Origin of the sequence: Myroides profundi (assembly GCF_000833025.1) — a bacterium.
Lineage (GTDB): Bacteria > Bacteroidota > Bacteroidia > Flavobacteriales > Flavobacteriaceae > Flavobacterium > Flavobacterium profundi_A.
Map to the genome: position 1 here is coordinate 1,663,540 of NZ_CP010817.1, position 19,993 is coordinate 1,683,532.

17 protein-coding genes are annotated in these 19,993 nt (G+C 34.2%); 16 read left to right on the plus strand and 1 reads right to left on the minus strand.

Annotated elements, in window-relative coordinates; translation table 11 throughout:
• The first annotated feature begins 61 nt into the window (after positions 1-61).
• The 3 genes from MPR_RS07325 to MPR_RS07335 all read left to right on the plus strand — a co-directional run bounded on the left by MPR_RS07325 (position 62) and on the right by MPR_RS07335 (position 3,390).
• On the plus strand, positions 62-1,435 hold the full coding sequence (locus MPR_RS07325) for an aldehyde dehydrogenase (protein WP_041890888.1): 1,374 nt from the start codon (positions 62-64) through the stop codon (positions 1,433-1,435).
• Between the two features lie 112 nt (positions 1,436-1,547).
• On the plus strand, positions 1,548-2,459 hold the full coding sequence (locus MPR_RS07330) for a hypothetical protein (RefSeq protein ID WP_041890891.1): 912 nt from the start codon (positions 1,548-1,550) through the stop codon (positions 2,457-2,459).
• An 85-nt stretch (positions 2,460-2,544) separates the two neighbouring features.
• Positions 2,545-3,390, plus strand: a complete 846-nt coding sequence (locus MPR_RS07335) for a hypothetical protein (RefSeq protein WP_041890894.1) — start codon at positions 2,545-2,547, stop codon at positions 3,388-3,390.
• Between the two features lie 52 nt (positions 3,391-3,442).
• On the opposite strand, the gene MPR_RS07340 is transcribed toward MPR_RS07335, so the two are convergent.
• Positions 3,443-4,009: a GNAT family N-acetyltransferase gene (locus MPR_RS07340; RefSeq protein WP_041890897.1), complete on the minus strand. Its 567-nt coding sequence runs from the start codon at positions 4,007-4,009 to the stop codon at positions 3,443-3,445.
• Between the two features lie 56 nt (positions 4,010-4,065).
• Between MPR_RS07340 and MPR_RS07345 the strand changes: the two genes are divergently transcribed.
• The 13 genes from MPR_RS07345 (at position 4,066) to MPR_RS07405 (ending at position 19,983) form a co-directional block, all read left to right on the plus strand.
• A complete protein-coding gene (locus tag MPR_RS07345; protein WP_041890900.1) occupies positions 4,066-5,133 on the plus strand; it encodes an SMI1/KNR4 family protein in 1,068 nt (355 codons plus the stop codon).
• A complete protein-coding gene (locus MPR_RS07350; RefSeq protein WP_041890903.1) occupies positions 5,133-5,633 on the plus strand; it encodes a DUF2199 domain-containing protein in 501 nt (166 codons plus the stop codon). Before MPR_RS07345 ends, MPR_RS07350 begins: the two co-directional genes overlap by 1 nt.
• 239 nt (positions 5,634-5,872) lie before the next feature.
• Complete coding sequence (locus MPR_RS07355) at positions 5,873-7,129, plus strand: hypothetical protein (RefSeq protein WP_041890907.1); 1,257 nt, start codon at positions 5,873-5,875, stop codon at positions 7,127-7,129.
• Between the two features lie 110 nt (positions 7,130-7,239).
• Entirely contained in the window at positions 7,240-8,301 is a 1,062-nt protein-coding gene (locus MPR_RS07360) for a CNNM domain-containing protein (protein WP_041890911.1), read from the plus strand.
• Between the two features lie 223 nt (positions 8,302-8,524).
• Positions 8,525-8,671, plus strand: a complete 147-nt coding sequence (locus tag MPR_RS18795; protein WP_172461559.1) for a hypothetical protein — start codon at positions 8,525-8,527, stop codon at positions 8,669-8,671.
• Positions 8,672-8,801: 130 nt separating this feature from the next.
• Positions 8,802-11,249, plus strand: a complete 2,448-nt coding sequence (gene thrA, locus MPR_RS07370; RefSeq protein WP_041890917.1) for a bifunctional aspartate kinase/homoserine dehydrogenase I — start codon at positions 8,802-8,804, stop codon at positions 11,247-11,249.
• A 1-nt stretch (position 11,250) separates the two neighbouring features.
• On the plus strand, positions 11,251-12,171 hold the full coding sequence (locus MPR_RS07375) for a homoserine kinase (RefSeq protein WP_041890920.1): 921 nt from the start codon (positions 11,251-11,253) through the stop codon (positions 12,169-12,171).
• Positions 12,171-13,460 carry a threonine synthase gene (gene thrC, locus MPR_RS07380; RefSeq protein ID WP_041890923.1) on the plus strand — a complete coding sequence of 430 codons (1,290 nt, stop codon included), beginning with the start codon at positions 12,171-12,173 and terminating at the stop codon, positions 13,458-13,460. The genes MPR_RS07375 and thrC overlap by 1 nt, the downstream gene beginning before the upstream one ends.
• Before the next feature lie 83 nt (positions 13,461-13,543).
• A complete protein-coding gene (locus tag MPR_RS07385; protein WP_041890928.1) occupies positions 13,544-14,272 on the plus strand; it encodes an MBL fold metallo-hydrolase in 729 nt (242 codons plus the stop codon).
• A gap of 63 nt (positions 14,273-14,335) precedes the next feature.
• Entirely contained in the window at positions 14,336-14,845 is a 510-nt protein-coding gene (locus MPR_RS07390) for a hypothetical protein (protein WP_041890931.1), read from the plus strand.
• 309 nt (positions 14,846-15,154) lie between these two features.
• Complete coding sequence (locus MPR_RS07395) at positions 15,155-17,491, plus strand: TonB-dependent receptor domain-containing protein (protein ID WP_041890935.1); 2,337 nt, start codon at positions 15,155-15,157, stop codon at positions 17,489-17,491.
• A 1-nt stretch (position 17,492) separates the two neighbouring features.
• The gene (locus MPR_RS07400; protein WP_041890939.1) at positions 17,493-18,782 is read left to right on the plus strand and encodes a DUF4374 domain-containing protein; all 1,290 of its coding nucleotides are present in this window, start codon (positions 17,493-17,495) and stop codon (positions 18,780-18,782) included.
• Between the two features lie 10 nt (positions 18,783-18,792).
• Positions 18,793-19,983 (plus strand): alpha/beta hydrolase, encoded by a 1,191-nt coding sequence (locus tag MPR_RS07405; RefSeq protein WP_041890942.1) that lies wholly within the window; start codon positions 18,793-18,795, stop codon positions 19,981-19,983.
• Positions 19,984-19,993: the final 10 nt, after the last annotated feature.

The following is a 19,993-nucleotide window of genomic DNA, read 5'->3' on the forward strand; positions in this document are numbered from 1 at the left end:
TTTTTGTATCACTTTATCATATCTGTAAAATGAATATCTTTGATAGGATAACTATTACGCTATGGACACTATACTCTCAATATTTAAAGCTCAAAAGGACTTCTTTAATAGCAATCAAACGAAGGATATTAGCTTTCGCATTGCACAATTAAAGAAGCTAAAACAATTGCTAAAAACCAATGAAGAGAGGTTAGCAGAAGCGATCTATCTAGATTTTGGAAAGTCTTCTTTTGAGACCTATATTACAGAGTTGTCTATTGTTTATCTAGAGATTGATTACTTTATTAAGAATATTAAGAAACTCAGTAAGCCTAAACGAGTTTTTACAGGAATTATCAACTTCCCAGGAAGAGGATATATAATGCCAGAGCCATTAGGTGTAACTTTAGTTATTGGTGCGTGGAATTATCCTTATCAGTTGTCTTTATTACCTGCTTTGACAGCTATAGCAGCAGGAAATACAGTAATGATAAAGCCTAGTGAGTTACCAATGCATACATCCAATGTATTAGCTGAATTACTTAATAACGCTTTTCAAAAAGAATTACTCTATGTCATAGAGGGTGGAATAGAAGAAACTACACAATTATTAAGTCTACAGTTTGATAAGATGTTTTTTACAGGAAGTACTGCCGTTGGAAAGATAGTGTATGAGGCAGCAGCGAAGAATTTAGTTCCTGTTACACTAGAACTGGGAGGAAAGAGTCCTGTGTTTATTTTAAAAGATTGTGACTTAGAGATAACGGCTAAACGTATTGTTTGGGCGAAGTTGTTGAATGCAGGACAGACTTGTGTGGCTCCTGATTATCTATTAGTAGAAAAGTCGATAAAGAATAAGCTAATTCATTTGCTTCAAAAAGAAATGGAGATCTATCCACAAGATAGTCGAACCTTACCTTCTCACTATTTACAGATTATTAATACACACCACTTTGATCGATTAGTAAGACTAATTGATCCCCAGAAGGTATGTTATGGAGGTTTTATAGATCGAGAAAAACGTTTTATAAGCCCTACAATCCTTGATAATGTGGTTTGGGAAGATAGTGTTATGCAAGAAGAGATATTTGGCCCTATATTGCCTATTATAGCTTTTGAGTCATTAGATGAGGTAATTGAGAAAGTAAAAGAAAAACCTAAACCTCTTTCATGTTATATTTATTCCAAGGATCAGAGCCTTATAAAGAAGATCTTAAGAGAAGTCTCTTTTGGAGGAGGTGCAGTCAATGATAGTTTAATGCATTTAACCACAAGTACTTTGCCTTTTGGAGGAGTTGGTGCTAGTGGGATGGGGAGTTATCATGGACGATATGGTTTCGAAGCGTTTACTCATTTTAAAAGTATTTTGCACAAGCCATTTTGGTTTGAATCTAATATGAAATATCCTCCTTATACAAAAGGGAAAGAGAGTTGGTTAAGAAGGTTATTTAAGTAAAAGAATAAGAGATAAGTGTAATGCTTATCTCTTTTGTTTTTATTGTAAAAATATTGGTTAAGAAGAATTGTTTTAACTAATATTAACTATTTTTTAATTAAAAATAAGTATAATGAAATGGATTAAACTAATAATAGTGCTTATAGGCTGTACTTTCTTAGCGTCTTGTTCATCAGTTATTAAAAGTTCAAGAGTGACTGTTTTGCAAGAGAATTACTGTGCGCCTAACATTGTGTATACAGATGATACCACTGAAGAGCAAAGGGCGTTTGAAGATTTAGGTGTTAAACAGAAGTTGTCTACTCATGATTATAGACTAGCGTCTCATCTGGGATTAGTGCCTCAGTTGGCTAAGTTTATAAATAGTACAGATCCTATAGAGAGATTAGAAGCGAAGCAACAGATTATTATTAGAGTTCAATTGTTTCAGACAGAGATAGATGCTTTGGCAGCAGAACTTGATTGTAATGGGGAGCGATATGATCAACTAGCAAGGGTATTGGATGCTAAAAATGGAACTACCAATACTCAACTAACAGTTGCTTCTATCGCGATCGGTGCAGCAGTTACATTATCTACAGCCTTGATTACAAATGATAATACGAATAAAGGGTTAAATATTGCAGGTGGGGTAGTAGGTACAGGACTAGGGTTTTTGTTATTGAATCCGAAAGGCAAAAAAGTAGAACTAAAAACGAATCGAAGTTTACTTAGTAATATTTGGTTTGAACAGAATGATAATTTTGCATTTCCTCCTGCGGTATGGAGAGTGATGAATGATAAATCGTTTAGTAATGAAGGCAAATTATCCCTAATACAAACACTAAAGAATAGATGGTTGTTTTTTGCTTTTGATGAAGAGATTAGTAAAAAGGAAGAGGAACTCTATTTTGGCAAAGGTGGATTTTTTAAATCAGACGGAATTCATTTAATGTCTGATATGAATAATGAACTTCAAGCAACCGTAAAAACAATCCAACAAGATCTAAGAAGCTTAATTTACAATGTGAGTTTATTGAAATAAGAAATCTAGCAGAGAAAAGCTTTTAATATTTGAATAGTTTAATTGTTAAAAAGTAATTACCTTGTGTTGATTTTAATTAAAAAAGATGAAAAAGATACTGTTTTTTATTTCTTGTGTAGCACTTTCTATTCAGGTACAAGCACAAGAATCTGTTGTTTTATTACTTGACTTACAGCCAGGTAGCTCTTATGAGATAACTTCAAATGATAAGTTTAGTACGATTACTAACCTTGTAGGTAATAAAGAAATCATTGAAATGATTAATAAAGAGGGGCAGAATTCTTATCCTACTTACGAGACTAAAGAATCTAATGCAAGTTATACATTACATTGGACAACTAAGAAGAAGAATGCTCTTAACTTTGATTTGGACTTAGAGAAGAGAGTTACTAGAGATTTTGAAGGGAAATCAGTTGTAAATACTGAGACTGAAGGACCTATAAAAGGATATACTAAGGGAAGTGTAGATGCAAGAAAAGGATTAAAACTATCTAAATCATTAGGTGCTAAGTACAAGAGTTTAGAAGGAGACTTGGTTGTAATGTTAGATGATTTATTTAATGGAAATGGTTTAGGGAATGATCCTATAAAAGTGAATCAAGAATTTGAGTCTACTAACACTCAAAAGATGAGATTATCAGAAGAAAGTGAAGTGGAGGTAACAACTAAAGAAGTCAATAAAATAGCCAAAATAGCTAATAATAAAGCACATTTAGTTATTGAGACTACAATCACTTCTAAGAGTACTTCTACTAAGTTTGCTGAGATGAAGGGAGGCGGTACTAAAGAAGTTATTTACGATATGGAGAAGAAATATTTTGAATCTATAGAAGGTAAGTTAGATGTTACAGTTAATATAGAATCAGATGAAGGAGTTAATATCACGATGGTTAATACAACTTCTCAAAATGTAAAAGTGAAGAAAAAGTAATTAGAACTAATTCAATACATAAATAATGGTTAGAAGCTTTAGCTTCTAACCATTATTTATTTACTAACGCATATAATACATGGTCAAGGTATTCACCATCCTTTAGGGTATAGGCTTTCAATACCCCTTCTTGTTGCATTCCTATCTTCTGCATAATCTTTCCTGATGATGGATTATGTATAAAGTGAGAAGCAAATATTCTTTTTAGATGCAATGTCTCAAAGCCATAATGAATGAGAGCTTGTGCTGCTTCAGTAATATATCCTTTATTCCAATATTGTTCATCTAACCAATAGCCCATTTCAGCTTTATTATTTGCCTTGTCTATGCCTAAACCGACTCCTCCGATGATCGTAGAGCTACCTTTTAGACGAATAGCAAAGATGTATTTATCTCCAATTTCCAAGCCTTCTAAAGCTAAGTTTACCCAAAAAGTAGCACTTGCCTTTGTATAAGGGTAAGGGATATTGGTTGTATTCTGACTGTACACAGGGTTTTTCATAATCTCTAATAGGCGAGGAATATCCTGTAGATTAGGTTGATTTAGAAGAAGGCGTTCTGTGGTTAATTCTATTGTTGTCATAAGGATTGTTTTTATAAAAATAGTAAATACTTCCATATATTCAGTGACATTACTGTTTGAAATTAATAGTATTTTAGCCCAAAATAAAAAAGATGATAGACTTTGCTTTTACATCAAAAGGATTTGAGATAAATGGGCAACTGTATAGCTTTCCGATAGCGAAAGAAGAAATGTTTAGGCTATTTGGAGAGCCAGAGGTATTCTCAGGAGAGCACAATGATGTTTATATTTGGCATACAGTAGGATTACGAGCTTTCGCTAAGGATAGAATAAATATTAATACCATAGAAGTAACCTATAGGGTAGAAGATTACAGTACAGCTGTGAAATCTGCATTTATAGGTCAATTAAAATTAAATGAGGAATCAGATGTAATGAAGTATTATAACGAACATAAGCAAGAGCGTATAAAACTTTGGGATACAGATGATACTGGTGCTTTTAGATTTAATGATGTGACGGTGTGGTATAATATCAGAAGAGAAGAGTTGTACTCACTTTCTTTACAAGCCTATGAAGAAGCAAAGGAGGTAGAAGTAGCATTACTTCCTATTGATGAAAACTTTGAATATTTAGAGGCGGTATGGTATGAATGGAAAAAAACAATAGAAAATAGAGTTGGTGCAGATAATAAATACTATAACCCTACTCATGGTATTACTCAAGAGCAGTTAGATACTGTTGTAGAGCAATTAGATGAAGTAGAATTGCCTGCTATTTTGGTTAATTTCTATAAGATAGCGAATGTGAAGTGGAATGCTGTTACTTCAGCTTTAAGTTTGCATGCCAATGGTTGGAATTACGATTTGTTGCCTTTTGAGAAGATAGCAGATGAATGGGAAGGTATCAATGAGTTGTTCGATGATGAGGAGGTAGATGAAGATACAATAGCTGATTATGATACCCGACTTAAGTGTACAGGATATGCTAATCCTAAGTGGATTCCTTTTGCAGAAGGAAAGAATGGAGACTACCTATTGATAGATACTGATCCAAGTGATACAGGGACGTATGGACAAATTATAGAATTACAAAATGAGTCTTGGAGTAGAACAGTAATTGCTTTCTGCCTAGAGGAATTGATTTATAGAGAGATAGAATCTTTAGAAGGAGAAATAACAGAACATCAACAATTTATAATAGATAACGGAACATTCTAATGAAATATATATGTGCAGATTGTGGGCAAGAACACGAAGATTGGCCTGCATTAGTATTTAAAGCTCCTGATCCTTACTTAGCATTGTCTGAGGAAGAAAGAGAACACGCAGATTTAACCAGCGAAATATGTAGTATAGATGAAGGAGATGAGACACATTGGTATCTGAGAGGGGTGTTGACTCAGTATGTCTATGATGCCTGCCAATACTTGGATTACGGGGTTTGGGTTAGTCTTAGTGAGGCGAGTATGAAGGACTATTATGAGCACTATGAGGATAAAGAGTACAAGACTACTTACTTTGGTTGGCTAGTGACTAATTTACCTAATTACCCTCCTAATACTTCTTTTGCTTTACCTACCAATGTTGAGGTAGATAATAGTAAAGGGATTCCAACTATCTTACCTCATAAAAAAGGAGATTCAGTATTTATAAAAGACTTTTATGATGGAATTTCGACAGAAGAAGCTTTGAAGAGAATCGAGGCTTTATTAAAATAGAGATGGGATTTAAGTATGTCATAATTCAAGATTAGTTTTGCTGTATGATGCTAGCAGATTCCTTGAGGTATTCTTGCACTATTCTTCGACAAAAAGGTGCTCTGGGCAAGGAAAGTCCTAGGAAAGTGCAAGCAATGTGCGCCAAAGTGCAAGGAATACAGCGATTAGACTTTGTACAAAAGGTATAAAGTACCTCTCAATAAGGCAAACTAGAATAAATCGGATAGAGATAGAAAAGAATGAGTAGTAAAGGACAACAATTAGCAATAGATTATAAACAGACAGAATGGAAGACACCTGATGTTTATAATCAATTAAGAGGATTAATGAAGGATGAAGCAGAAATATATGCTTTCTGCTTAGAGTTTCTGATGAATATAGAGAAGGATTCAACGCTTTTTCACAGTGCACTAAGTTATGTTAATGAGAAAGACTTTTGCCAATTAGTTAAAATAGCAATTGATATTTTAAAAGAAAAAGAGAGTGCCGTAGCAGAGAGTGTTATAGAGTATGCAGGTATTCAGTTACCTCATATATTACATCCTTATCTAGATGATTTATTAGTCTTAAATCCTAATGGGGATAGCTATTTTGCAGATTATCATTGGAGAAATTGTACTTCTGCTCAATTACAACCTTATTTAGCTCAATTCTTAGCATCGAATACAGATTTAGAAACTAAGATTAAGTTGTTTAATTGTTTAGTCGAATCTAGAGATATCACTACTATAGAAAGCCTTATTCCACATGCGTTAGAATTAGAATTGAGCACTTATGTGAGTTCAGCAGATTATATCGATGGGTATTTAGAAGGTGTGGGATTGTGTAGAGAACATGGAAAGGTAAAAAGATACTGTTCAGATCAAACGTATCATATTTTATTTGAACCAAAGTATTTAAACAAGCCAAGTGCAGTACATTTAAACCGTACAGATCACCCAACGTGGAATGGTACACCATTAGCAAATAAGTATAAAGTAGGTGGGTATTTAGCGGAAGATGAGAATAACCCCTTTATGCATATAATTACATTAAACCCTATTCCTGAAGGATTGCCAATAAGTTTATCTCAACTAGTGTTAGGATGTCATTTACGCGAATTAAATGAAAATGGTGTTGTCTTTTATCAACATGATGAACAAGGGATTCCTCATAAAATAGGAGAGCCAATGGTGATAGAATGGGTAGAAGAGCATGCTATGGTTCCTACAGAAGTAAGCATCGTATCTACGGATTCTCGCTGGTCGTTTCAGTCATGGGCAAGCGCTAATAGTAGAGAGAATTTGTTTAGAATAGGAGGAGAACCTTCTTGGGTACAGAGTGGAGAGGTTTTGACTTGTCCTATTAGCGGAGAGAAGATGCAGTTTATTATGCAGTTAGACTCAGAAGTTCCTGATGTAAAGGGAGGTGAAGTGTATTACGGTAGTGGTGGACTGTGTTATATCTTCTGGTGTGATAAGACTAGAGTAAGTGGATACATTATGCAACATACCTAAATATCAGTAACTCATATTGACGTTTCAGAAGCTAATTTGTATGTTTTGATTAATTATTATCCTTGTTATGTGTTTTTTATAGGTAATCTTGTGTATATATTTAAAAATACATGACATTATTATTAGTTTATTTGTTTCTGGCTTTGGCCGTATCTTTTATCTGTTCTATTGCAGAAGCAAGCTTACTTTCTTTATCCCCTTCTTTTTTAAAGTCAAAGGCAGAAGCTGGAGATAAGAAAGCCTTAAAAATGATAAACCTAAAAGAGGATATTGATAGACCTTTATCGGCTATTTTGTCTCTTAATACAGTTGCTCATACAGTAGGAGCTGCAGGAGTAGGGGCACAAGCAACGGTGGTTTTTGGAGAGGCATATTTCGGATTGGTATCAGCTGTATTGACTTTATTAATCTTAGTCTTAACAGAGATTATACCGAAGACTTTAGGAGCGAATTATGCTAAGGATATTTATGGTTCTATGGCAAGTGTTATTTCTGCTATGGTTGTTGTAAGTTATCCATTAGTGGTTATGTCATCTTTCTTGACAAAGAGGTTGAGCAAGAAGAATGCAGAGTCTTCTACCAGTAGAGAAGAGATTGCAACTCTAGCAAGTATTGGAGAGCAAGAAGGTATCTTAGGTGTTAAAGAGAACAAGATTATTCAAAATGTATTCAAGTTAAATGAAGTACGTATAGACGAAGTTCACACGCCACGTATTATGTTGGTTAGTGCAGATGAAGAAATGACTTTAAGAGAGTTCCTGAAGAATAAAGAATTTCTACATTTCTCTAGAATCCCTGTGTATAGTGATACGAAAGACAATATTACAGGTTATGTGCTAAGAGAAGTTGCGTTCGAGTATTTAGCAGAAGATAGATTTGATATTCAATTAAAGGATATAAAGAGAGATATTCTATTTGTGTCTGAAAAATTGAATGTAATTACAACTTGGAATAAGATGAAGGAGAAGCATGAGCATATCGCTATTGTAGTGAATGAGTATGGTGAAGTAGATGGTCTAGTCACTATGGAAGATATTATCGAGACTCTACTTGGCTTTGAGATTATTGATGAGAAAGATAAGATTGTTGACTTAAGACAATATGCAGAAGAAAGATGGCAAAATAGACAAAAGAAATATGCTTATTTGGCTGATGAAGACGGTATAAAATAAGTTTACAGAGTTTAAAAAACAAAGAACTCCATCGCTTTTAGTGATGGAGTTCTTTGTTTTTTGCGTAAATAGGAGTGTTTTAAAAAATATTTTTAATGTTGCTTATCCCTTGTATTTGTTGGGATTAAGAGTGCTTTAATAAAGGCGTTTGAAATAAATATTTGAATTTCTTTAACTTTTTATTGGTTTGTTTCAAAATGGTTTTGGTATCTTAGCCATATCAATGAACGCGAATTTTAGAACATATAATCCTGTTTTAAACACTACTATCTTAAGTGGTGCAACTTCTCGTGTTTCTAACGTTACTACTTCGACAGTAACTACTATTACGTTGACATCTTCGTCATCGTCATCTATTTCAACCCTGTAAAGGGGGAATTTATTACATATAACCATCGTCTGTGGTCGTTTATTTATTAACGGCTGTATTTTATATTATCCAAAGCGATTAATATCAATTAGTTACTTGCTTTGGGAGAAAACCAAATCAATGAAATTTTATGAAAGTAATAAAGTTTGGCGGGTCATCAGTGGCTAATGCCGTGAATATAAAGAGATGTATAGATATCATCAATAAGATAGAAGAGCCTGTTATAGTAGTAGTATCTGCGCTGAGTGGAGTGACTGATCTACTACAGCTGGCGGCAGTACAAGCGGCAGCACATAATGAAGAATATATAGATCAATTTAAAGATATTAGTCATCGTCATTTAGAAGTTGTCAGAGCATTAATACCTGTGAATGATCAGGCTGGGATATTGAGCAGTGTGATTAGAGAACTGAATGAATTGGAAGTATTGTTACAAGGATGTTTCTTATTAAGAGAGTTATCTCCTCGCATTAAGGATTTGATTATGTCTTATGGTGAACGCCTTTCTTCTTATGTTATCGCTGAGGTTATGAAGGCACAGGGACAAGATTGCCGTCATGGATATAGTGGAGATTTTATCAAGACAAATGACAAGTTTGGTAAAGCTGCTGTAAACTTTGAAGTAACTGATCAGTTGATCGTTGATTACTTTGAGAAACATAAATGTGCAGTAACTATCGTACCAGGATTTATAGCAGAGTCAGAAGCAAATGAAGTGACAACATTAGGACGTGGAGGATCTGACTATACTGCGGCTATTATCGCAGCTGCTCTTAATTTAAAAGAACTAGAGATCTGGACTGATGTAAGTGGTATATATACAGCTAACCCAAGAGTGGTAAAACAAGCAAAAATAGTAAAACACATCAACTTCCAAGAAGCGATGGAGCTTTCTCACTTTGGAGCGAAAGTATTGTATCCATCTGCTTTGGCGCCTATTTTACCTAAAGGAATCTCATTGATTGTCAAAAATACTTTTGAGCCAGAAGCAGAGGGAAGTTTAGTCAGTGCTGTAGGAAGTACAGACCCTAATCCTGTAAGAGGAATTACAAATATTGACAATCTAGCATTGCTGACATTAGAAGGCCCTGGGATGGTAGGTGTAGCAGGTATTTCTAAACGACTGTTTGAAGTATTGTCTTTAGAGGATATCAATGTGATATTTATTACTCAAGCTTCTTCAGAGCACTCTATCTGTTTCGCAATTATTGCTCCAGACGCAGAAAGAGCAGAACAAGTGATTAATAGTGCTTTTGAGTTTGAAATACAAAACAAAAAAGTAAAACCAGTTCGCGTAGAATTAGGGATGTCTATTATCGCAGCTGTAGGAGATTATATCAAAGGGCATCAAGGAGTCAGTGGTAAAATGTTTAGTGCGTTAGGCCGTAACAATATTAATATCTGTGCTATCGCTCAGGGTGCATCAGAGCGTAATATTTCTGCTGTTATTCTAGAAAAGGATGTTAAGAAAGCATTGAATGTACTACATGAAGCCTTCTTTGAAGAGGTGGTGGTTCAGTTGAACTTATTTGTTATGGGAATAGGAAATGTAGGAGGGAAGTTCCTAGAGCAAATCGTGCAACAACACAATTATTTAAGAGAGCATTTGAAAGTAAATGTTAGAGTGGTAGGGATAGCTAATTCTAAATTGATGTGTTTTAATGTAGAAGGATTTGATTTGGCTGAGGTAAAAGATTTGTCTAATTGTGGAGTACCTATGACTCAAAAAGGGTTCTTAGATAAGATCAAAGAACTAAATTTGCGCAATAGTATTTTCGTAGACAATACAGCTACTGCTGATGTAGCTATGACTTATGCTTCATATTTAAAGAATAGTATTGCTGTAGTGACTTGTAATAAGATAGCTTGTTCTTCTACAATGGAATATTATAAAGAGTTAAAAGGCCTATCTAAGAAGTACAATGCTCCTTTCTTATACGAAACAAACGTAGGTGCAGGTCTGCCTATTATTGATACAATTAAGAACCTTGTTGCCTCAGGAGATCAAGTAAAAGAGATACAAGCAGTATTAAGTGGTAGTTTGAACTTTATTTTTAATCAATATAATGGAGATAAACCTTTTGCAGAGATAGTAGCTCTAGCTAAGAAAGAAGGGTATACAGAGCCTCATCCATTGATAGATCTGAGTGGTGTAGATGTGAAGAGAAAACTGATGATTCTGATGAGAGAGTGCAATTATTGGGTAGAAGAAGAAGAGGTAGAGGTGGATAGTTTCTTACCAATGTCTTGTATGGAGGCAGAGGATGCAGATGCGTTTATCACAGCTTTAGCTAAGGAAGAAGCTCACTTTAAGACGCTATATGAAGGAGCAAAAGCTAAAGGAGCTTGTCTAAAAGTAGTGGCAACGCTTAAAGACGGTAAGGCTAGTGTAGGTCTGCAAGAGATAATGTCTAATCACCCATTCTATCACTTAGAAGGGAAAGATAATATCGTAATGTTCTATACAAATCGCTATCAAGAACAACCGTTATTAATAAAAGGAGCGGGTGCAGGAGCAGAAGTGACAGCATCAGGAATATTTGCAGATGTAATAAGAATAGGAAGTAAATTGTTATAAAATGAAAGAAATAAAGATATTTTGCCCAGCTACAATAGCAAACCTATCATGTGGTTTTGATGTTTTAGGGGTGTGTTTAGACAATGTAGGTGATGAAATGATTATCACTAGGACAGTAGAAAAAGGTGTACGTATCAAAGAAATTATTGGAGCTGATCTACCACTCGAAGTAGAGAAGAATGTGGCAGGTGTTGCCGCTTTAGCTTTAATAGAAAAACTACAACCTGATTTTGGTTTTGAGATTGTGATTCACAAGAATATCAAGGCAGGTAGTGGTATAGGGAGTAGTGCTGCAAGTTCGGCAGGTGCTGTTTATGGTGTCAATGCGTTATGTGGCTATCCATTATCTAATAAAGAATTGATTTATTATGCAATGCAAGGAGAAGCTTTAGCGAGTGGGGCACCTCATGCGGATAATGTAGCTCCAGCGTTATTAGGAGGGTTTGCATTTATTCATAGTTATGAACCGCTTAATATAGTTCATATAGATTCTCCAAAAGAGCTATACGCTACTGTTATTCACCCTCAGATAGAATTGAAAACAAAGGATGCTCGTTCGGTTTTAAAGCAAACAGTTACTTTAAAACAAGCGATTAAACAATGTGGTAATCTAGGTGGATTGATTTGTGGGCTTTATACTTCAGATTACGATTTGATTGGTAATTCATTACACGATGAATTTGTAGAGCCTAAACGTTCACTATTGATCCCTAACTATGCAGAGTTAAAACAAGCAGCTTGTGAGCATGGAGCATTAGGAGGAGGAATATCAGGAGCAGGGCCTTCTGTGTTTGCATTGAGCAAAGGCAAGGAGAATGCAGAGCGCGTAGCAGAAGCAATGCGTCAAGTAGTAAAGGATGCAGGGTATGAGTTTGATATTCATGTATCGCCTATTAATTCACAAGGTATAAAAGTATTGTAATGAAGTATTATAGTTTAAATAACCCTCAGCGAGTAGCCTCATTTAAAGAAGCTGCAATACAAGGTATTGCCGAGGATAAAGGATTGTATTTTCCACAAGAAATACCTCAGTTAGCTCTTTCGTTTTTTGAAGGTATTCAAGCGATGAGTAAGGAAGAGATTGCATACCAGGTTATCGCTCCTTTTGTAGGAAAAGAGATAACAGAAGAAGAGCTAAGAACGATTGTAAGAGAAACGTTAGCATTTGATTTTCCTGTAGTATCGATTGATCAAGATGTTTATACATTAGAGTTATTTCATGGACCTACTTTAGCCTTTAAAGATGTAGGAGCAGGATTTATGTCTAGATGTTTGAGAAGCTTTGTCAAAGGAGAGAAAGAGAAAATTACTATTCTAGTAGCTACTTCAGGAGATACAGGAGGTGCTGTAGCTCACGGATTCTATGATGTAGAGGGGATTGAGGTTGTTATCTTATATCCAAAAGGGAAAGTGAGTAGCATCCAGGAGAAGCAATTAACTGCGTTAGGTAAGAATATTAGAGCAATAGAAGTAGAAGGAAGCTTTGATGATTGTCAGGCGATGGTGAAGAGAGCATTTTTAGATGAAGAGTTGAAATCTTGTCGTTTGACATCAGCGAATTCAATTAACGTAGCTCGTTGGTTACCTCAGATGTTTTATTATTTCTTGATGTATAAAGAATTACAACATTTAAACAAACCATTGGTTGTATCTGTACCTAGTGGAAACTTTGGTAATATATGTGCAGGGATGCTAGCTCAAAAGATGGGATTGCCTATTGCTCATTTTATTGCAGCTACTAATGCAAATGATACAATACCAAGATTCTTTTCTTCTAAAGCCTATACGCCAAAACAAACAGTAGAGACAATCTCTAATGCGATGGATGTAAGTGATCCGAGCAACTTCGTGCGTATATTAGAATTGTTTGCTAAAGATGCGAAGGAGTTGAGTAAAGATCTGTCAGCCTATTCTTTTACAGATAAGGTTACATTAGCCCTAATAAAAGAACAATATGCTAAGAATGGGTATCTACTGGATCCTCATGGAGCGGTTGGTTATCTAGGAATCAAAGAATACGCTAAAGAGCATCAAAACTTTACAGGTGTATTTTTAGGAACAGCACATCCTGTTAAGTTTCCAGAGTGTATAGAGCAATTATTAGAAATAGAGATTCCTATACCTGATAGATTGGAAGAGATTATGAAAGGAGAAAAGAAAAGTACTGTTCTCACTTCTTATGAGGAGTTGAAAGAAGAACTTTTAAAATAATAGGAAGGATTGTTCTGATTGTGATTAGAACAATCCTTTTTCTTTATTTCTATTTATCTTTGTAATTCAAAACTCACAAAACAATGATTAAAGTAGTACCCTTAAAAGAAGGTGATTTTTATGAAGATGAGGTAAAGAACTTTTTACCTATAGGAGATAAGGTATTGACCACAGAAATACAATTAGCAGTACAACCTTTTTTGATCATAACAGATAATCATAAAACATTATTGGATGTAGGTTTAGGATATCAAGAAAATGGTGTTTACAAAATAGACGAATTATTGGCCAAAGAAGGATTAACTCCTTTGGATATAGATAGAGTGTTGATGTCACACTTGCACAAAGATCATATCAACGGTTTGGTTGAAGAAACAGAAGAAGGATATATAGGACGCTATCCTAATGCTCAAATATACATTCAACGTAGAGAAGTTGCTTTTGCAGAGTTGTCTATGGATGATATTTCATTTGATTATGATATACTAGAAGAGGCATTAGCTCTGCCTAATATCATATGGATGAATGATGATCAGGGAAGTATTGATGATCAGATTACTTATCAGGTGGTAGGAGGGCATACGCCATATATGCAGGTATTTTGGATTAAAGATGAAGAGCAAATCATATTTTATGGTGCAGATAATCTACCAAAGCATAGTTATTTAGAATTTAATATGGCTTTTAAGAGTGACTATGATGGCAAGTTAGCGATGAAGTGGCGTACAGAATGGAAGGTACAGGCTGAGGCAGAGCATTGGACAGTGTTGTTCTATCACGATATGGAAAGAGCGTTGTATACTTGTGAGTAAACTAAAAAAAGATACGTTAATTAGTTGTATATTAGATACTATCAATCTTTAATATGAGTGTCTATGAGTAAAAGAGATTTGTTTACAGCGTTAGTGAAGTTATTAGGGTTTTACTTTTTCCTTACCTATTTTTTGTCTCTATTAAGTAGTTTGTACTATTTGATTACTGTAAAGGAAAATACCTTTGGTGATTTGCTGTCAGATATAGCTCAACATATCTTTTTGTTGGTAGTATTTACTCTGTTAATGTTATATGGAGATAAGATAGTTAGTCTTTTCCGTTTGAGTAAAGGTTATGAGACTGATAATATTGCCGTAGGTAGCGTGACTGCTGTTGATATTGTTAAGGTGGGGATATTTATTATTGGAGGAATACTCATTGTGAATAATCTTCCATATGCAATATCGTGGATTATACAGCGATTTACTGTAGCAATCAGAAATGAGAATATGCCTACCTATGAGAAATATGGGGCTTTTAGAGCTTTTGCTAATTTAGTGTTAGGATTCTTAATGATAACCAATTTTGGTAGGATAGCCAAGTGGTTTGTCAAATGGAGTAAAGAGGAATAAATTACAAAAAACCTTCTGATCATAATAAGATTAGAAGGTTTTTTTATGCAACCTAAAGTGAGTATTATAACTTTAACTATTCTATTTTTTATTTAGTATATCAAAGGATGTTTTGAATTATATAATTTCTAATTCCATAGTTTTTATTTTTAATTATTCTTTATTGTGTGTTTTTTATATTTAGTTTAAGCTTATTTTAATTAGTTATTTAGAATTATTCTTGTTAGTGAGATAAATAAGTCTACATTTGTCATTATTTAAAATAATTATAAATAACAAGTGAATAGGCTTAGTAAAGTAACCTTATTGATGGCTCTTGCCAGTACCTCATTAGCTTTGGGGCAAATAAAGAAGAACATCGTTATTACCAATAACAGTAATCAGTTGGTAAAGAATGCTGTCGTAATAGTAAACGATCAACAACTGATAACAGATGCGGAGGGTAAGGTTCAGTTTGACCTAAAACCTGCGTCGTCTTATGTAATTCAAGTATTTGCTGAACGCTATCAAAGTGTGAATCAGACATTCGATACTGTGGATTTGATACGCAATTCATTTGTTTTAGAAGAAGACCACACCATCTTATCAGGTATTATTGTTCAAACTAAAGATGAACAACAAAATAGTAATCGCAATATTATTAAGGCAGTTACTATTGATACTAAAAGTGAGATTCTTCGCCCTACCTCTTTAAATGATTTGATGAATAAGACTACTGGAGTACGTATTCGACAAGGAGGAGGCTTAGGTTCAGAGGCTAATATTAATCTGAATGGTTTTCAAGGTAATGCAATACGTTTTTTTAAGGATGGTATTCCTTTAAATTATTTAGGACAAGGGTATAATATTTCTAATGTGCCATTAGATGTATTGGATAAAGTGGAGGTATATAAAGGCATTATCCCTGTGCACTTAGCAAGTGATGCTTTAGGAGGAGCAGTTAATTTAGTTTCTTCTTCTATACAAAGTAATCAATTAAGAGCTTCTGTAGAATACGGATCATTTAATACAATTCGCTCTGCTGTAAGAGGGCATTATAACTTAAATGACAATCTATATGCAGGAGGAGAGGTGTTTTATAATTACTCTGATAATGATTATAAAATTAATACTCCGGATCTTGAACTAGCTCAAACACATTCTAAGGTAAAGTTGTTTCACAATCGATATAAGCACTTCTTTGCTAATGCTTATTTAGGAGCTCATAATCTTTCTTGGGCAGATAAAATTGAACTAGGTATAAGCTATTACAACATCGATAAACAACTTCAAAATAGTCCTACTTCAATGGTTGTACCTTATGGAGGAATTGAAGATAAACAACACAGTGTTATTCCAACATTAAGGTATAAGAAAGCCGTATTCAATGATAAATTATCTATAGATCAATTTCTATCTTATAATGTAGTGAAGTCACAAGCTATTGATACTTTAAAAGGAAGATATAATTGGTTAGGAGAGTTCACTCCACGTGGTTATAGAGGAGAGGGCGATATGCCTATGAATGCTGATATAGATATGACTTTCTTTACTTCAAGAACATTGATAGGTTATTCGATTAATCCTTCACAACAAGTTTGGTTAAACAATACTTATAATTATACTAAGAGAGAAGGAAAGGATCCGTATGGAAGAGTTATTCAGGATTTGAATCAAACAGTGATAGAATTACCTACTCGCTATAAAAAGAATGTGTTAGCTATAGGATTGACGAGTCAGTGGTGGGATAAGAAATTGGAGACAAATGCAATTGTGAAGTTGTATAATTATTCAAGTAGAGGGCTTAACACCGCTAGTAATGTAGATCTATCAGCTAGAGATATTCATGAGGTATCAGATAATGCATTTGGTTGGGCTATAGGAGCTAAATATAGGTTAACAGAACAAACAAATCTTCGCTTTTCTGTAGAAGATGCAAGAAGATTACCAGGATATACAGAGTTATTTGGTGACTATATTTTTGTAGCATCGAACTTTAATTTAAAGCCAGAACAGAGTATCAATTTAAATTTAGGAATAGAGAAGGAGGTGGGTAACTTCCAATATAGTTTTAATAGTTTTTACAGACACACAAAAGATATCATTGTACTTGTGTCAGGTAATCCACCTCTCTCTGTTTTTGTCAATAAAGAAAAGGCTAATGGATATGGTTTTGAAGGAGATTTAAGTCTGAAAGTAAAAAAGAACTATAAGTTTTATGGAAACTTTACTTGGCAAAGTATCCGTTATGGAGAGTTTAAACAAGCCGCAGATAAATGGTTAAAAGGTAATAGAGTACCAAATATTCCATTCTTTTTTGCCAACGTTGGAGCAGAAGCCAAGTTTACTGATGTTTTCAAGAAGCAAGATCGATTAACAGCTTATGCTAATCTTAATTTCGTTCGTGAGTTTTACATCCAACCTATTGATAAGTCAATGGAACCAAATGGATTCTTAGGATTGTTTGGAAAGAGTAAAGGAGATGTGAAAAACATTGTTCCAGATCAGACTTCTCTTACTCTAGGTACTTTATATGAGCTAAGTGATAAAGGAGTATCTATCGGAGTTGAGGTACGCAATTTATTAAATCAAGATTTATACGATTATTTTAAAATACAAAAAGCAGGTAGAAGTATCTACTTGAAACTTAACTATAAACTTAATTAACATGAGACTTATAAAACCATTATTATCAATGTCATTTGCTTTTGCATTAACACTAGCATCATGCTCTTCTTCAGATGACAATAATCTTGTAACACCAGTAGACCCAGAAGTAAAACAGAGTCAGTATTTTTTGATGACTTTATCAGAAGGAAAAGGGCCTATTAAAAACGGTTTCTTAAAAGCCTATTCTTCTTTACCAAAAGGAGCAATAGATAATGCTACAGGTAATACAACAACTACAGGAGGAATGGGAGGTTATCGTCAATATGGTAATAGAGTGTATAGAATGTTTGATGACAATAATTCTCGTGCATTAGGTCAATTCATTTTTGATGATAAAGGCTTTTATACAACTAAAAGTATTGCTGTAGAACCAAAAATAGCAGGTTCAGGAAACTTTACATTAACGAATGATCATACAACAGGGTATTATTTTGAAGGAGCTCAACCTACACAAATACAGATTTTTGATCCTATAGGAATGGCAAAAAAAGGAATGTTAGGTGATTATGCAGAACAGATCAATGCGTTAGAGAAAAAGTTAAATCTACAAGGTGTAAACTTTAAAGCAATAGGTCAACATTTATTAGCTATTAATGGTAATAAACTATATGCTGATATCACTTTTGGAAAGAACCAAGGGGCACAGGGAGGTATGTTTGATGGTGTATCAACTGATGTACACCTTGCTGTTATTGATTTGACCAATGGAAAATGGATAGGAGATACTCAGGTAAAGAATACAGGTAATATTGCTTTCGTTGATGAGAACCCGTTGTATTATTTTGACGAGAATAAAGATTTGTATTTCGTGTGTCAAGGTATTAAAACAGGAGGTTTAGGAGATCAATCTAAAATAGCACGTATTAAGAATGGGGCAAATGAAGTAGATCAATCATGGGAATTAGATTTCAATACGATGTTTAGCAGCGTAACACCAGGTAAATTCTCAACAATCTATGTAGAGAAAGGAAAAATCGTAACGTTAGTAAATGATGTACCATTAGCAAATCCACAAACAATTAATTTGACTCCTATTTGGAAGTACGTTGTTATTGATATTAAGAGTAAGGCAGTAACACCTATTCAGATAGAGGGAGTAACATTAGTCGAAACACCAGCTGCTTCATTAGGAGTATCTAAAATAGACAATAAGAAATTTATTCGCGTGGTAAATGATACAAAATTGGGGTACTATGAATTATCAGAAGATATGCTAAAAGCAACGCCTTCTATTGAGATTCAAAAAGGAGGAAAGCCTCAAGGATTGTTTAAAGTAAACAAGTTATAAAAAGTAATTAATGAAAAAGTATGTGTTTATTGTTTTAATGGTAGTTATGAATTTGCAAGCACAGAACAGTTTTAAAGTTAGAGTAGAAGTCACAGTAGAAGACTTTGCTCACACAGAAGAGCCTATTTATTTAACAGGTAATTTTAATCAATGGAATCCTAAGGATGAGCGTTATCTAATGCGTAATATCTCAGGGACATCTAATCAATATTTAGTAGAAGTTGAAGACATTCCATCAGGAGTTTTAGAATATAAATTCACACGAGGTACTTGGCAGAGTTTAGAGTCATCTAAGAGAGGTAGATTGATTAATTTACACGATGTAGAAGTTAATGAAGATATGGTATTAAAGAATACTATTTCTGCATGGAGAGATCAGTTTGAAGCGTCTACAGCACCGGATCATCTAGTGATACTGAAGAATTTCTATATCCCTGAGTTAAATAGAGTAAGAGATATTAGAATTTATTTACCTAAAGATTATGATCATAATCAAGAATCTTATCCCGTGTGGTATATGCACGATGGGCAAGATTTGTTTGACGAGGCTACTTCAGAGGGTAGATTAGGCCCAGTAGAATGGGAAGTTGATGAGACTATAGCCAAATATGGAGATCAATATATTATCGTAGGGATAGATCATGATTATCATAAGAATCTAAGAGAGAAAGAATATTCTTTTTTTCCTACACAGAAGAATCCTGTCGTGGAAGGACAAGCTTATATCTCTTTTATAGTTAAAACACTAAAGCCGTATATAGACTCGACTTATAGAACCCAATCAGATGTTCATCATACAGGTATCGCTGGAGGTTCTTTAGGAGGATTGATTTCTTTATATGCAGGGTTGACTTATCCAGATATATTTGGAAAGATTGGGGTGTTCTCTCCTTCTATATGGCAAGATGATCACAACCTTGATACTTATGTCAATGTCTTATCTACTAGTCAAATAGATAAAATAAGACAACAAACCTATTTTATTTATGGAGGAGGACGTGAGAATCGCAAGAAAGGAGATGGGAATGTAGTTAGAATGGATGAAGATATTCTTCGTTTTTTAGAAACAAATAACAAGGTATTAAACCTGAATTATGAGTTGAATATTAATCCAAAAGGAAAGCATGGTGCTTGGTATTGGCAACAAGCTTTTAATTGGATGATAGAAAACTTATCTAAAGTAGAAAGTATTAATTTTTAATAATAACAAT

What these genes read in the sequence shown, in the direction of transcription:
- MPR_RS07385 (WP_041890928.1), top strand. Translation starts at nt 13,544, where the DNA reads ATGATTAAAGTAGTACCCTTAAAAGAAGGTGATTTTTATGAAGATGAG.
- MPR_RS07325 (WP_041890888.1), top strand. Translation starts at nt 62, where the DNA reads ATGGACACTATACTCTCAATATTTAAAGCTCAAAAGGACTTCTTTAAT.
- MPR_RS07340 (WP_041890897.1), bottom strand. Translation starts at nt 4,009, where the DNA reads ATGGAAGTATTTACTATTTTTATAAAAACAATCCTTATGACAACAATA.
- MPR_RS07395 (WP_041890935.1), top strand. Translation starts at nt 15,155, where the DNA reads ATGGCTCTTGCCAGTACCTCATTAGCTTTGGGGCAAATAAAGAAGAAC.
- MPR_RS07360 (WP_041890911.1), top strand. Translation starts at nt 7,240, where the DNA reads ATGACATTATTATTAGTTTATTTGTTTCTGGCTTTGGCCGTATCTTTT.
- MPR_RS07390 (WP_041890931.1), top strand. Translation starts at nt 14,336, where the DNA reads ATGAGTAAAAGAGATTTGTTTACAGCGTTAGTGAAGTTATTAGGGTTT.
- thrC (WP_041890923.1), top strand. Translation starts at nt 12,171, where the DNA reads ATGAAGTATTATAGTTTAAATAACCCTCAGCGAGTAGCCTCATTTAAA.
- MPR_RS07345 (WP_041890900.1), top strand. Translation starts at nt 4,066, where the DNA reads ATGATAGACTTTGCTTTTACATCAAAAGGATTTGAGATAAATGGGCAA.
- thrA (WP_041890917.1), top strand. Translation starts at nt 8,802, where the DNA reads ATGAAAGTAATAAAGTTTGGCGGGTCATCAGTGGCTAATGCCGTGAAT.
- MPR_RS07405 (WP_041890942.1), top strand. Translation starts at nt 18,793, where the DNA reads ATGAAAAAGTATGTGTTTATTGTTTTAATGGTAGTTATGAATTTGCAA.
- MPR_RS07375 (WP_041890920.1), top strand. Translation starts at nt 11,251, where the DNA reads ATGAAAGAAATAAAGATATTTTGCCCAGCTACAATAGCAAACCTATCA.
- MPR_RS07400 (WP_041890939.1), top strand. Translation starts at nt 17,493, where the DNA reads ATGAGACTTATAAAACCATTATTATCAATGTCATTTGCTTTTGCATTA.
- MPR_RS07350 (WP_041890903.1), top strand. Translation starts at nt 5,133, where the DNA reads ATGAAATATATATGTGCAGATTGTGGGCAAGAACACGAAGATTGGCCT.
- MPR_RS18795 (WP_172461559.1), top strand. Translation starts at nt 8,525, where the DNA reads ATGAACGCGAATTTTAGAACATATAATCCTGTTTTAAACACTACTATC.
- MPR_RS07335 (WP_041890894.1), top strand. Translation starts at nt 2,545, where the DNA reads ATGAAAAAGATACTGTTTTTTATTTCTTGTGTAGCACTTTCTATTCAG.
- MPR_RS07355 (WP_041890907.1), top strand. Translation starts at nt 5,873, where the DNA reads ATGAGTAGTAAAGGACAACAATTAGCAATAGATTATAAACAGACAGAA.
- MPR_RS07330 (WP_041890891.1), top strand. Translation starts at nt 1,548, where the DNA reads ATGAAATGGATTAAACTAATAATAGTGCTTATAGGCTGTACTTTCTTA.